This window comes from Mangrovactinospora gilvigrisea, assembly GCF_001879105.1.
Classification (GTDB): Bacteria; Actinomycetota; Actinomycetes; order Streptomycetales; family Streptomycetaceae; genus Mangrovactinospora; species Mangrovactinospora gilvigrisea.
Genome location: NZ_MLCF01000018.1, coordinates 1 through 12,651, shown reverse-complemented (window position 1 = coordinate 12,651; position 12,651 = coordinate 1). Strand labels below are relative to the sequence as shown.

At 74.0% G+C, this 12,651-nt stretch carries 12 protein-coding genes; 2 read left to right on the top strand and 10 right to left on the bottom strand.

The window, feature by feature from the left end; all coding sequences use genetic code 11:
• Nucleotides 1–693: 693 nt before the first annotated feature.
• Complete coding sequence (locus BIV57_RS05305; RefSeq protein WP_071655474.1) at nt 694–1,812, top strand: hypothetical protein; 1,119 nt, start codon at nt 694–696, stop codon at nt 1,810–1,812.
• 37 nt (nt 1,813–1,849) lie between these two features.
• Here BIV57_RS05305 and rlmN read toward each other — a convergent pair whose 3' ends face one another.
• The 6 genes from rlmN to rpsB all read right to left on the bottom strand — a co-directional run bounded on the left by rlmN (nt 1,850) and on the right by rpsB (nt 7,620).
• Nucleotides 1,850–2,956: a dual-specificity RNA methyltransferase RlmN gene (rlmN, locus tag BIV57_RS05300; RefSeq protein ID WP_071655473.1), complete on the bottom strand. Its 1,107-nt coding sequence runs from the start codon at nt 2,954–2,956 to the stop codon at nt 1,850–1,852.
• An 82-nt stretch (nt 2,957–3,038) separates the two neighbouring features.
• Nucleotides 3,039–3,956 carry a phosphatidate cytidylyltransferase gene (locus BIV57_RS05295; protein ID WP_245797438.1) on the bottom strand — a complete coding sequence of 306 codons (918 nt, stop codon included), beginning with the start codon at nt 3,954–3,956 and terminating at the stop codon, nt 3,039–3,041.
• A gap of 65 nt (nt 3,957–4,021) precedes the next feature.
• Complete coding sequence (gene frr, locus BIV57_RS05290) at nt 4,022–4,579, bottom strand: ribosome recycling factor (RefSeq protein WP_071655472.1); 558 nt, start codon at nt 4,577–4,579, stop codon at nt 4,022–4,024.
• A gap of 164 nt (nt 4,580–4,743) precedes the next feature.
• Nucleotides 4,744–5,490 (bottom strand): UMP kinase, encoded by a 747-nt coding sequence (pyrH, locus tag BIV57_RS05285; protein WP_245797437.1) that lies wholly within the window; start codon nt 5,488–5,490, stop codon nt 4,744–4,746.
• Nucleotides 5,491–5,733: 243 nt separating this feature from the next.
• Nucleotides 5,734–6,567, bottom strand: coding sequence for a translation elongation factor Ts (gene tsf / locus BIV57_RS05280; protein WP_071655470.1), 834 nt, complete (start codon nt 6,565–6,567; stop codon nt 5,734–5,736).
• 90 nt (nt 6,568–6,657) lie between these two features.
• Nucleotides 6,658–7,620 (bottom strand): 30S ribosomal protein S2, encoded by a 963-nt coding sequence (rpsB, locus tag BIV57_RS05275; protein ID WP_071655469.1) that lies wholly within the window; start codon nt 7,618–7,620, stop codon nt 6,658–6,660.
• Between the two features lie 316 nt (nt 7,621–7,936).
• Between rpsB and BIV57_RS05270 the strand changes: the two genes are divergently transcribed.
• Nucleotides 7,937–8,521: a M23 family metallopeptidase gene (locus BIV57_RS05270; protein ID WP_071655468.1), complete on the top strand. Its 585-nt coding sequence runs from the start codon at nt 7,937–7,939 to the stop codon at nt 8,519–8,521.
• 84 nt (nt 8,522–8,605) lie between these two features.
• Here the strand turns inward: BIV57_RS05270 and BIV57_RS05265 are convergent, their stop codons facing one another.
• From BIV57_RS05265 to dprA, 4 genes are all read right to left on the bottom strand, one after another.
• A complete protein-coding gene (locus BIV57_RS05265; RefSeq protein WP_071655467.1) occupies nt 8,606–9,163 on the bottom strand; it encodes a TetR/AcrR family transcriptional regulator in 558 nt (185 codons plus the stop codon).
• A 72-nt stretch (nt 9,164–9,235) separates the two neighbouring features.
• Entirely contained in the window at nt 9,236–10,087 is an 852-nt protein-coding gene (whiG, locus tag BIV57_RS05260; protein WP_079170028.1) for an RNA polymerase sigma factor WhiG, read from the bottom strand.
• A 307-nt stretch (nt 10,088–10,394) separates the two neighbouring features.
• Nucleotides 10,395–11,471: a hydroxyacid dehydrogenase gene (locus BIV57_RS05255; RefSeq protein WP_071655466.1), complete on the bottom strand. Its 1,077-nt coding sequence runs from the start codon at nt 11,469–11,471 to the stop codon at nt 10,395–10,397.
• Nucleotides 11,472–11,547: 76 nt separating this feature from the next.
• Nucleotides 11,548–12,651 (bottom strand): DNA-processing protein DprA (gene dprA, locus BIV57_RS05250; RefSeq protein WP_107409459.1); only part of this gene is annotated, 1,104 nt, incomplete at its 5' end.

Below are 12,651 nucleotides of genomic sequence, written 5' to 3'. Positions count from 1 at the left end.
GGTTCTCCGTGCGTGCTTGGGCAACGCCGCGGATGTGCGGGCCGGGCGGCGCGGGAAGCGTGCCCGCCTTCGCCAAGCCCGCTCAGTGCCGCCACCGGCTGCGTTCACCGCGTCCCGGCGCCCGGCGCCTCGCGGTCCACCGCACCGAACTCCGGGCCCCGGCACACGCATCCGGCCACGGCACCAGGCCCTCGGTCGTGTCCGGGGTCCGGATCACGGCGCCCGACGCCGTACGGGGCCGCCTGCCGCGTTGTCGGGACCGCCCGAGTACGCCCGGCACGAGGACGACCCTCCGCCATGCATCCGACCCCGTCCGACGCCGGGCGCTGATCATGATCCGGACCCCGGACCGGACCTAGCGGGACTGGCCGCGGTCGCGAGCGGGGCCGGGGCCCGGTGATCCGGTGCGGTGGCTCGCAAGGCGCCGGATCGCGGCTCGTACGGGTGTCCTCGCAGGATTCGGCAACGCCGCGAGGTGCCGTGCCGGGCGCCGGGACGCGGCGAACGCATCCGGCCACGGCAACAGGTGCGGCGAGGAGGGGTGCCTCCCGGACGAAGTCCGGGGGGTGCCGGGTGTCGCGGCGCCGCGGAGATCCGCCGGAAGCGGCCCGGCCGGCACCGCCGACAGCCCTCCGGAACGCAGTGCCTGACGGCCCCTCGGCGGGGGCCCCGCCACCGCGCTAACCTCGGCGGGTGGCCACCCACGAGCCCGCTCCCGAGATCACCTCGCTCGCCGAGTTCGATCGCGCGATCGATTCCGGTCGGCCCCTCTCCGGGTGCCGGCTCCGCGCCGTCGACCTCACCAGCCGGACGTTCACGCTGCTCTCCGCCGACACCACCGGCACCGTCTTCCTCGGCTGCACGCTGGAGCCCGAGGCCGAGGCCTCGGTCCGCTCGGGAGGCGCGCTCGTCCTGCCGCCGCAGCCCGAACTCCCCTTCGACCCCTACCGCAGCACCCTCTACACCCCCGACGAGCTCTACCGCTCGCACGGCGAGGACCGCACCGCCGACGCCCGCACCCGCGCCTGGTTCCTGCGCACCGCCGCCGAGGGCGACATCCTCGCGGCGCTGCTGCGCACCGTCCACGACGACGCCGTCGCCGCCGCGCTCGACGGGCAGATCGACGGCGCACGGGTCGCCGCCGTCGCCGGATCGCCCGACATCCCGCGCGGCGGTCCCGGTTCCCGCTACGCCGCCGCCGCCGAGCTGGGCCGCGAACTGGCCCGCGCCGGGCTGGTGGTGGCCACCTCGGGTGGCCCGGGCGCCGCGGAGGCCGCCAACCTGGGCGCACATCTGGCGCCCCGCCCGGACGGCGCGCTGCGGGAGGCGCTCGCGCTGCTCACCCCGCCCGCTCCGGACGACTCGCGGGCGCTGCCCGTCGACCACTGGGCGCACGCAGCGTTCTCCGTCCGGGACCGCTTCCCCGGCGGCGGGCCGTCGCTGGGGGTGCCGTCCTGGTCGGACGGGGAGGACCGGCCGACCAACGCGTTCGCGTCCCGGGTGGCGAAGTTCTTCCGCAGCGAGCCGGCCCGGGCCGTGCTGCCCGACCGGGCGCTGGCCGGGACGGTCTTCCTGCCTGGCGCCGCGGACACCGTCGAGGAGCTGTTCCGCGCCGCGGCGGCCAACGACCGGCGGGCGCGGACCGCGCCGGGCCCGGTGCCGCTGATCCTGGTGGGCGTCGCGCACTGGACCACGGTGGTGCCGGCCTGGCCCCTGCTGGAGTCCCTCTCCGCCGGCCCGGCCCTCGCCGAGCGCGTCTACCTCGTCGACTCCGTCCGCGACGCCGGCGCGCTGCTGGCCGAGCCCGCGTGACCGAGGGCCGCCGCGCTCCCGCGCCGAGCGCGCCCGCTCAGCGCTCCGCCGCCGCCAGCTGGCCGCAGGCGCCGTCGATCTCCTGGCCGCGGGTGTCGCGCACCGTCACCGGGACGCCGTGCGCCTCCAGCCGCCGCACGAACTCCCGCTCGTCCTCCGGACGGGAGGCGGTCCACTTCGACCCCGGAGTGGGGTTGAGCGGGATCAGGTTGACGTGCGCCCGCTGGTTCTTCAGCAGCCGGCCCAGCCGATCGGCCCGCCAGGCCTGGTCGTTGATGTCCCGGATGAGCGCGTACTCGATGGAGAAGCGCCGCCCGGAGACCTCCGCGTAGCGCTTCGCCGCGTCCAGCACCTCGGCGACCTTCCAGCGGGTGTTGACCGGCACCAGGGTGTCGCGCAGCTCGTCGTCGGGGGCGTGCAGGGAGACCGCGAGGCGCAGGCTCATGCCCTCGTCGGCGAGCCGGTGGATCGCCGGCACCAGCCCGACCGTCGAGACGGTGATGCCGCGCTGCGACAGGCCGAGCCCGTCCGGCGCCGGGTCGGTGAGCCGGCGGATCGCGCCCATCACCCGGTTGTAGTTGGCGAGCGGCTCGCCCATGCCCATGAAGACGATGTTGGAGAGCCGGGCGGGGCCGCCGGGGACCTCGCCGTCCCGCAGGTCGCGGGCGCCGGCGACGATCTGCTCGACGATCTCCGCGGCGGAGAGGTTGCGGGTCAGCCCGGCCTGGCCGGTGGCGCAGAACGGGCAGTTCATACCGCAGCCGGCCTGCGAGGAGACGCACATGGTGACGCGGTCGGGGTAGCGCATCAGCACCGACTCGACGAGCGTGCCGTCGAAGAGCCGCCACAGCGTCTTGCGGGTGGCGCCGTCGTCGCAGGAGATGTTGCGGACCACGCTCATCAGCTCGGGCAGCAGCTTCTCGGCGAGCCCGGCGCGGGAGGCGGCGGGGATGTCCGTCCACTCGGACGGGTCCGAGGAGAGGCGGGTGAAGTAGTGGCGCGCGACCTGTCCGGCCCGGAACGGCTTCTCGCCGAGCTCGGCGACGGCGGCACGGCGCTCGTCGGGGCTGAGGTCCGCGAGATGGCGGGGCGGCTTCGCGGCGCGGGGCGCGGCGAAGGTGAGTTCTCCGGGCTTGGTAGGCATAGCCCGTCCATTGTCGCAGCCCCGGCGGGGTGCCGGACCGCGATCGGCCGAGGCACCCCTCACAGCGGCGGCGGAAGGGGTCCTAGGACCCGACGAAGACCACCAGCAGCAGCCATACCATGGGGGCGGTGGCCAGCAGGGAGTCCAGCCGGTCCATGATGCCGCCGTGGCCGGGCAGCAGCGTGCCCATGTCCTTGATGCCCAGGTCGCGCTTGAGCATCGACTCGCCCAGGTCGCCGAGCGTCGCGGTGACCGCCGCGGCGAAGCCCACGATCAGGCCCTGCCACCAGGTGCCGTCGTCGATCAGGTACTGGGTGTAGACGGCGCCCACGATCATCGCCAGCCCGACGGCGCCGAGCAGGCCCTCGCGGGTCTTGCCGGGGCTGATCGCCGGGGCGAGCTTGTGCTTGCCGAACTTGTAGCCGACGGCGTAGGCGCCGGTGTCCGCGCAGATCGTCAGCAGCAGGAAGAGCAGCACCCGCCACTGGCCGTCGTGGGCGCGCAGCATCAGCACCACGAACCCGGCGAGGAACGGCACGTAGAAGAGGGTGAAGACGCCGGTGGAGACGTCCCGCAGATAGTCCTGCGGGGAGCCGGGGGCGGTGAACATCCGCCACACCATCACCGCGAGCGCGGTGAAGGCGGCCCCGACCGCGAGGCCGACGCCGCCCGCGGTGTACGCGGCGATCAGCATCGCCGCCCCGCCGACGCTCAGCGGGATCAGCGGCACCTGGAGCCCGCGGGACTCCTTCAGACGGCTCGTCAGCTCCCACAGGCCGACGACGACCGCCACCACGGCGATCCCGACGAAGGCCGCCTTGACGATGAACAGCCCGGCGGCGAGGACCGCGCCGAGCACCACCCCGACCCCTATGGCCGCGGGCAGGTTCCGGCCTCCCCGCCGCTTCCTGGGCGGCTGGGGGTCGGACGCGCCCGCGGTGGCACCGTGGGAGACCGCCGGGCCGCCGTCGACGGGGCCCGGGGACACGGCAGTCGGCACGCCGGGCGCCGCCGGGGCGGGCGGCGGCGGCTGGGGGGACGGCTGCCCCGGAGTGGAGTTGTCCATCAGACCTCGAGCAGCTCCGCTTCCTTGTGCTTCAGCAGCTCGTCGACCTGCTGCACATGGCTGTCGGTCAGGTCCTGCAGGTCCTTCTCGGCGCGGCGCACCTCGTCCTCGCCGGCGTCGCCGTCGCGGACCAGCTTGTCCAGCGTCTCCTTGGCCTTGCGGCGGACGCTCCGGATGGAGATCTTGGCGTCCTCGGCCTTGGTGCGGGCGACCTTGATGTACTCGCGGCGCCGGTCCTCGGTCAGCTCCGGGAAGACCACCCGGATGATATGGCCGTCGTTCGTCGGGTTGACGCCCAGGTCCGAGTCGCGGATCGCGCGCTCGATGGCGCCCAGCGAGCTCTTGTCGAACGGCTGGACGATCGCCATCCGCGCCTCGGGCGCGGAGAACGAGGCGAGCTGGTTGATGGGCGTCTGCGCGCCGTAGTACTCCGCCGTGATCTTGGCGAACATCGAGGGGTGCGCGCGCCCGGTGCGGATCGCCCCGAAGTCCTCCTTGGCGACCGCAACCGCCTTCTCCATCTTCTCCCCGGCCTCGAGGAGGGTCTCATCGATCACCGTCTGCTCCTGTCCACTGCTCCCACGAGTGCCATCTGGTGGGCATGGTCTGCCCGTTGCGCCTTCCGGCGCGCCCTCTGCCGCGGCGCCGTTCCACGGGAATTGTCCCGCGCGGCGGCGCCGATGTCGCGGTCCCCCGCCCCGCAGGAGGGGTGAGAGGGCTGCTAGTCCCGGCTCCCGGTGCTGTTGATCAGCGTCCCGATCTTCTCACCGCGCACGGCCCGGCCGATGTTGCCCTCGGTCAGCAGCTCGAAGACCTGGATCGGCAGCGCGTTGTCCATGCACAGGCTGATGGCGGTGGCGTCGGCCACCTTCAGCCCCCGCGAGATCACCTCGGAGTACTCCAGGGCGTCGAACTTGACCGCCTCGGGGTTGTGCTTGGGGTCGGAGTCGTAGACGCCGTCGACGCCGCTCTTCGCCATCAGCAGCACCTCGGCGTCGATCTCCAGGGCGCGCTGGGCGGCGGTGGTGTCGGTGGAGAAGTACGGCATGCCGATGCCCGCGCCGAAGATCACCACGCGGCCCTTCTCCAGGTGCCGGACGGCGCGCAGCGGCAGGTACGGCTCGGCGACCTGGCCCATGGTGATGGCGGTCTGCACGCGCGGCTCGATGCCCTCCTTCTCCAGGAAGTCCTGGAGGGCCAGGCAGTTCATGACCGTGCCGAGCATGCCCATGTAGTCGGAGCGCGCCCGGTCCATGCCGCGCTGCTGAAGCTCGGCGCCGCGGAAGAAGTTGCCCCCGCCGATGACGATGGCCACCTCGGTGCCGTCCCGCACCACCACCGCGATCTGGCGGGCGATGGCGTGCACCACGTCGGGGTCGACGCCCAGACCGCCTCCGCCGGCGAACGCCTCGCCGGACAGCTTGAGCAGGACGCGGCGCCTCTTGGCACCGGCTTCCGACTGATCCACGTGCTCCTCCAATTCCCGCCCGGCCGCGCCCCGGGCCCTGCTCCCCGCGCCGGTTCGGTCTCCGGCGCCGGGCGTCATGCGCATACGCGAAGAGGCCACTGCCGCGGGCGACCGGCGATGGTCGCGGCGCCGCTCACGGCAATGGCCTCCTCGGTGCTCCGATGTGCCGGGGGGCGGCCCCCGGAACCCGGGTCGCCGCCTCTTCCCCGGCGGACCTTACCCTTTCGGGCCCGGTCGGTGCGGTCAGACGCCGACGCGGAAGCGGGCGAACCGCTTGACGTCGACGCCGGCCTCGTCGAGGACCTTCTTGACGGTCTTCTTGCTGTCGTGGGCGTAGGCCTGCTCCAGGAGGCAGTTCTCCTTGAAGAAGCCGTTCACCCGGCCCTCGACGATCTTCGGGAGGGCGGCCTCGGGCTTGCCCTCCTCGCGCGAGGTGGCCTCGGCGACGCGGCGCTCGTTCTCCACCGTCTCGGCGGGGACCTCGTCGCGGGAGAGGAACTTCGGGCCGAAGGCGGCGATGTGCTGCGCGAGGCCCTTGGCGAGCTCGGAGTCGGCCTTGCTCAGCTCGACCAGCACGCCCACCTGCGGCGGCAGGTCGGGGCTGGTGCGGTGCAGGTAGTTGTGGACGTAGGCGCCGGCGTACCGCGCGAAGCGGTTCGCCACGATCTTCTCGCCCAGCAGGGCGCCCGCCTCGTCGATGTAGGCCTGCACGGTCTTGCCGGACTCGATCTCGGCGGCGACGAGCGCGTCGACGTCGGCGAAGTCGTTGGCGAGCACGAAGTCGGCGAGCTTCTGCGCGACCTCGATGAACCGGTCGCCCTTGGCGACGAAGTCGGTCTCGCAGTCGAGCTCGAGCAGGGCGCCCTCGGACTCGCCGTTGGCGGCCGCCACCACAGCGCCGTTGGCGGTGGTGCGGCTCTCGCGCTTGGCGACGCCCTTCTGGCCCTTGATGCGCAGGATCTCGACGGCCTTCTCGACGTTGCCGTCGGCCTCGTCGAGCGCCTTCTTGCAGTCCATCATGCCGGCGCCGGTCAGCTCGCGGAGCTTCTTCACGTCCGCAGCGGTGAAGTTGGCCATGGTCTTGGGTGTTTCTCTTCTCGTGGGTCAGGAGATGGGGGCCGCCGGCCGGCCCCGAGGACCTCGGGGCCGGCCGGCGGTGACGCTGGATCAGGCCTGCTCGGCGTCGGCCTTCGGCTCCGGCTCGACGGCGGCGACCTCGTCCGCGACCTCGACGGTCTCGGCGTCGGCGACCTTCTCGGTCTCGGCGGAGGTCTGGACCTCGGCCTCGGCCTCGACCTCGGCCGGCTTGGCGTCCTCGGCCGGAGCGGCCGCGGCGTCCTCGGCGGGCTTGGCGTCGTCCTTGGCGATGAGCTCCTGCTCCCACTCCGCCAGCGGCTCGCCGGCGCCCGGCTCGGCCTTGGCGTCACCGGAGGAGGCACCGGCGCGGGACCGCAGACCGTCGGCGACGGCGTCGGCGATCACGCGGGTCAGCAGCGTGACGGAGCGGATCGCGTCGTCGTTGCCCGGGATCTTGTAGTCGACCTCGTCGGGGTCGCAGTTGGTGTCGAGGATGGCGACGACCGGAATGTTGAGCTTCCGGGCCTCGCCGACCGCGATGTGCTCCTTCTTGGTGTCCACGATCCACACGGCGGACGGAACCCGCTGCATGTCGCGGATGCCGCCGAGGGTGCGCTCCAGCTTCTCCTTCTCGCGCTGGAGGACCAGGAGCTCCTTCTTGGTGAGGCCGGAGGCGGCCACGTCCTCGAAGTCGACCTCCTCGAGCTCCTTCAGGCGCTGGAGGCGCTTGTAGACGGTGGAGAAGTTGGTGAGCATGCCGCCCAGCCAGCGCTGGTTGACGTAGGGCATGCCGACGCGGGAGGCCTGCTCGGCGATGGCCTCCTGAGCCTGCTTCTTGGTGCCGACGAAGAGGACGGAGCCGCCGTGGGCCACCGTCTCCTTGACGAACTCGTAGGCGCGGTCGATGTAGTTCAGCGACTGCAGCAGGTCGATGATGTAGATGCCGTTGCGCTCCGTGAAGATGAAGCGCTTCATCTTCGGGTTCCAACGGCGGGTCTGGTGCCCGAAGTGGACGCCGCTCTCGAGCAGCTCCCTCATCGTGACGACGGCCATGGCCGTACTCCTCGTGTTCTGCGCCCCCTTGCGGGGGCTGTTCCCGGTTGTCCGCGACCGCCGCGCGATGGTGCGCGACTGCCGCCCTGACGCCCGTTGCGCCGCGCCGACGGGCGTGGAAGCCTGCCGGACCGAGAGGCGCGGGGAACCGGCTCGGCCGGTTCCGGGGCGTGCGAAGTCGATCCGGGGACCCGGATCGCCACGCAAAGTGTACGGGAAGCCGCGAGCCCCGAGCGAACCGTGCCGGTAGGTGGTTTTCCACAGGCCCCGGGACGGCTTTCGGCGGTGCTGCGGCGGGGGCGCCACCGTGGTGCGCATGGACATTCTCGCGATGTGGGCGGCATCGGTTCTGGCCGGTGCGACGGTGCTCGGTCCGGTTGTCGTTCCCGCCCTCGGGCCCGCTGTCTTTCCCGCTGTCTTTCCGGCCCTCGGGCCCGCCGTCGTTCCCGCCGTCGGGCGGTGGCCGCTGGCGCCGCCGGTGGTGCGGGGGTTCCGTCCGCCGGCGGTGCGCTGGGGTCCGGGCCACCGGGGCGTCGATCTCCGCGGCGCGGCGGGCGATGCGGTGCGGGCCGCGGCGGCGGGGCGGGTCGCCTTCGCGGGACGGGTGGCGGGGCGCGGGGTGGTGACGGTGGAGCTGCCCGGCACGGGGCGTCCGCCGCTGCGCACCACCTACGAGCCGGTGGCCGCGCAGCTGCGCGTCGGCGAACAGGTGCGGGCCGGGCAGGTGCTGGGCCTCCTCAGCGGCCCCCTCGGCCACTGCCCCGCCGGCCCCTGCCTGCACTGGGGCCTCCGCCGGGGCGACGCGTACCTGGATCCGCTGCTCCTGCTGGGGCCGGTCCATGCGCGGTTGACGCCGGTGCCGACGGCGTCCCGCACGGGGCGCGGGGAACCGCGCGAGTGAGCGGGGCGAACCCCGTACCCGAGCCACGGAGCCACGGGGCCACGGACCAGACGCACCCGGGACGGGCCCGTCGCGGGCAGGTCCCTAAACCCCCACCGCCCGCAGCGACATCGCGACGGCCTCGTCCACCACCGCGTCCGCCTCCGCCTGCGGCACGGCGAGTTGGCGCGTCGCCGCGCGGATCACGCCCTGCAGCAGCGCCGCGACGAGCGCCGGCCGCTGCACGCCCAGCGCGGCGACCGCGTCGACGATCATCTCGACGAGCCGTCCGTGCGCGGCGCGGATCTGGTCCCGCGCGCCCGCGTCCAGCTCGCCCGCCGAGATGGCCACCACCGCGCGGTGCCGCGCATCGCGCACCGCGTCCAGCTGGCGCCGGACGTACGCCTCGACCTGCGCCGCCGGGTCGTCCCCGGCCGCCGCCATGGCGTCCTCGATCTCGCGCGCCCAGACCGGGAAGTCGATCCGGCACAGCTCCTCGACGACGGCGCCGCGGGAGCGGAAGTACTCGTAGACCGAGGAGCGGGCCAGCCCGGTGCGGGCGGCGAGCGCGGGGAACGTCAGCGCGTCCATGCCGCCCTCGGCGAGCAGCCCGCGGGCGGCATCGAGCAGCGCCGCGCGCTGCATGCTGCGGTGCTCGGCCACGGAGGCCGCTCGAATCTTCGGCACCGAACCACTGTATTCCCCGGCGGCCCGCGCGCCGCGGCTCGGCCCCGCTCAGCGCGCGTCGGCGAGCTTGGCGCGCAGCTGGAGCACGGCCTTGGTGTGGATCTGGCTGATCCGGCTCTCGGTCACGCCGAGGACGCCGCCGATCTCGGCGAGCGTGAGGCCCTCGTAGTAGTAGAGGGTGACGACGGTCTTCTCGCGCTCGGGAAGGGTGTTGATCGCCCCGGCGAGCAGATGGCGGAGCTCGCGGCCCTCGGCGATCTCCTCGGGATCGTCGGCGGCGTGGTCGCGCAGGGTGTCGACGAGGCTGAGCCGGTCGCCGCTGTCGCTGCCGGCCTGGAGCAGCTCGTCGAGGGCGACAACGTTCGCGAGGGAGAGCTGGGCGAAGAGCGCGTGCAGCTCCTCCAGCGGCATGCTCAGCTCGGCCGCGACCTCGGCCTCGCCGGGGGTGCGGCGCAGCTTGCCCTCCAGCACGGCGTAGGCGCGCTCCACGGCGCGGGCCTTCTGCCGCACCGAGCGGGGGATCCAGTCGAGGGAGCGCAGCTCGTCGATGATCGCGCCGCGGATGCGGCTGATGGCGTAGGTCTCGAACTTGATGGAGCGGTCGGGGTCGAACTTCTCGATGGCGTCGATCAGTCCGAAGATCCCGGAGGAGACGAAGTCCGCCTGCTCGACGTTGGCGGGCAGGCCGACGCCGACCCGTCCCGCGACGTACTTCACCAACGGGGAGTAGTGCAGGATCAGTTGCTCGCGCAGCCGGCGGTCGCCCGTGCGCTTGTAGGTGCGCCAGAGGGTCTCCAGCGCGGAGGTCTGGTCGTCGGCGGGCGTGGTGCGCGCGCGGGGCACCCCCGCGCGGGGCGTCGTGTTCGCCACGGCGTCACGCCCGGGGGTGGTGTTGGCCATGGATCGCCTTGGGGTGCCGATGGTGGTGCCGTTCTGCTGACGGGGACGGGCAGGGGATGCGGGAGGTGACGCGAGCGTAGCGTGACCGGACGGTTGCAAGGGGTTGCGCTCGTCCTCGCCTCCCTCGTTCAGGTGGACCGTCCGCGAGGGGGCGCGGCGACGGCTCTGCGCGCTCGCCGCGCCCTTGGTCACACCCGTCTCACCCCGCACAGTGACCACTTGATCACCCAAATGCCCCAATCTTCAAGGACCGATCGGACGTGTCGCACCGTCAGGTTGTCGACACGCAGGCCCCTGGGCGGGCCCGTCAGGCCGAGCGGGCGAGCTCCTCAGGCGTGATGGGACGGGCGAACGCCAGTCCGCTGGCGAAGCGTTCGACCTCCTCGACCGCGTAGTCGCCGAGCCGCCTGACCTCGTTGCCGGTGGAGCCGGCGAGGTGCGGGGTGAGCACCACATTGGGCAGCTCCCACAGCGGCGAGTCGGCGGGCAGCGGCTCGTGCGGGTCGGTGACGTCGAGGACGGCGTTGAGGCGCCCGCTCACCAGTTCGGCCTCCAGGGCGGCGTGGTCGACGACGCCGCCGCGGGCGGTGTTGATCAGCGTGGCGCCGTCCGGCATGGCGGCGAGCAGCGCGGCGCCGACGAGGCCGGTGGTGGCCGGGAGCAGCGGGGTGTGCAGGGAAACGATGTCGCTGGTGGCGAAGAGCTCCTGGAGCCCGCGCGGGGTGACGCTCTCCGGCAGGCCGGCCAGCGCCTCGGGGTGCGGGTCGTGGAGGGAGACGTCCAGGTCGAAGGGGGCGAGCAGTTCCGCGACGCGGCGGCCGATGCGGGAGGCGGAGAGCAGGCCGACGCGGGTGCGGTAGTTGCCCAGGGTGGAAAAGCGCGTCGTCCAGTCGGAGCGGAGGCGCTCCTCGCGGTAGTAGTCGCGGATCCGGAAGGCGCGCTTGCCGGAGAGCAGCACCATCGCGACGGTGAACTCGGCGACCGGCAGCGCGTTGGCGTCCACGGAGGAGGCGAGCGCGATGCCGCGGCGCCACCAGCCGTCGTTCACCAGCTTCTTGACGGAGCCCGCGGTGTGCACGACGGCGCGCAGCCGGGGCGCGGCGGCGAGGACCGCCTCGGTGATGGGCGGCGTCCCCCAGCCGGTGACGAGGAGTTCGGCCTCGGCGAGGGCCTCCCGGGCGGGGGCCGGGAGGCCGGCGGGGTCGCCGAGACCGGTGAGGACGGCCTCGGGGCGGGTGTCGATGCGGACGGCGCGGTGCAGCCGGTCGAGCGCCTCCGGGCCGAAGAGGCGCGGCAGCAGGTGGGGGTTGAACGCCAGCACGGCGCGCGGGGACGCGGGCGGGGCTGCGGGGGACGCGGCAGGATCGGTCTGAGAGGACGTCATGGCTCCACGGCGGGTGTGTCGGTGGCTGCCCGCCTCACGGCGGTAAGCGCTTTCAAGGTGTGGTCGGGACCGATTCTCACCCGCGCCCCGGCACCGGTCCAGTGGGCGGCACCGCCCGCCACAGGCGGCCCTCCCGGGCCGCGAAGCCCAGCGCGACCAGCTCGTGGAGCCGGCGCAGCACCCGCTCGGGATCGCGCCGGGCCTCGGCGGCGACCGCCTCCAGCGGGGCGCCGGGGCGCGCCGGGACGGCCTCCAGCACAGCGGCGGCCTCGGCGTCGAGCAGGTCCCTGGGGAGGGCGGGGGCGGCCAGGGGCGGGGCGAGGTCGGCGCCGATGGCGCCGATCTGCTCGGCGACCTCGGCGGCGGAGGTCACCAGCACCCCGCCGGCGCGCAGCAGTTGGTGGGCGCCCTCGGAGAGCGGCGAGGTGACCGGCCCGGGCACCGCCATCAGCTGGCGCCCCAGGTCGCGGGCGCGCCGCGCGGTGATCAGCGCGCCGCTGCGCAGGCCCGCCTCCACGACGACGGTGCCGCGGGTGAGCGCGGCGATGACGCGGTTGCGCAGCACGAAGCGGGAGCGGTTGGGGGCGGTGCCGGGCGGCAGCTCCGCGACGACCAGGCCGTCCTCGGCGATGCGGCGCAGCAGCGCGGTGTTGCGCGGCGGGTAGGCGCGGTCGACGCCGCAGGCGAGGACGGCGACGGTGGGGCCGGCGACGGCGAGCGCGCCGCGGTGCACGGCGGCGTCGATGCCGTAGGCGGCGCCGGAGACCACCGTCCAGCCCCGCTCGGCGAGTTCGGCGCCGAGCTCGCCGGCGGTGTGCGCGCCGTAGGAGGTGCAGGCGCGGGAGCCGACGACGGAGACCGAGCGCAGCGCCCACAGCCGCAGCGAGGGGGCGCCCCGCACCCACAGGCCGTACGGCCGCAGCTCGCCCAGGTCGTCCAGCTGGGTGGGCCACTCGGCGTCGCCGGGGCAGACGAACCGCGCGCCGTGCGCGCGGCCGCGCGCGAGCTCGGCGGCGGGATCGAGGGACGGCAGCGCCGCACGGATCCGCGCGTGGCGCTCACGCCCCATCCTCGGCAGCGGCTCGGGCCCGGCGAGCCGGGCGATGAGCTCTTGCGGCCCCAGCTCCGCCAGCCAGTGCCCCACCACCGCATCCCCCGGCTCCGCCACCCACCCCAACCC

Bases quoted from the DNA above. Each gene is read 5' to 3' on its own strand.
- rlmN (WP_071655473.1), bottom strand. From the start codon at position 2,956: ATGCCTACCAAGCCCGGAGAACTCACCTTCGCCGCGCCCCGCGCCGCG.
- tsf (WP_071655470.1), bottom strand. From the start codon at position 6,567: ATGGCCAACTTCACCGCTGCGGACGTGAAGAAGCTCCGCGAGCTGACC.
- rpsB (WP_071655469.1), bottom strand. From the start codon at position 7,620: ATGGCCGTCGTCACGATGAGGGAGCTGCTCGAGAGCGGCGTCCACTTC.
- BIV57_RS05270 (WP_071655468.1), top strand. From the start codon at position 7,937: ATGGACATTCTCGCGATGTGGGCGGCATCGGTTCTGGCCGGTGCGACG.
- whiG (WP_079170028.1), bottom strand. From the start codon at position 10,087: ATGGCCAACACCACCCCCGGGCGTGACGCCGTGGCGAACACGACGCCC.
- BIV57_RS05255 (WP_071655466.1), bottom strand. From the start codon at position 11,471: ATGACGTCCTCTCAGACCGATCCTGCCGCGTCCCCCGCAGCCCCGCCC.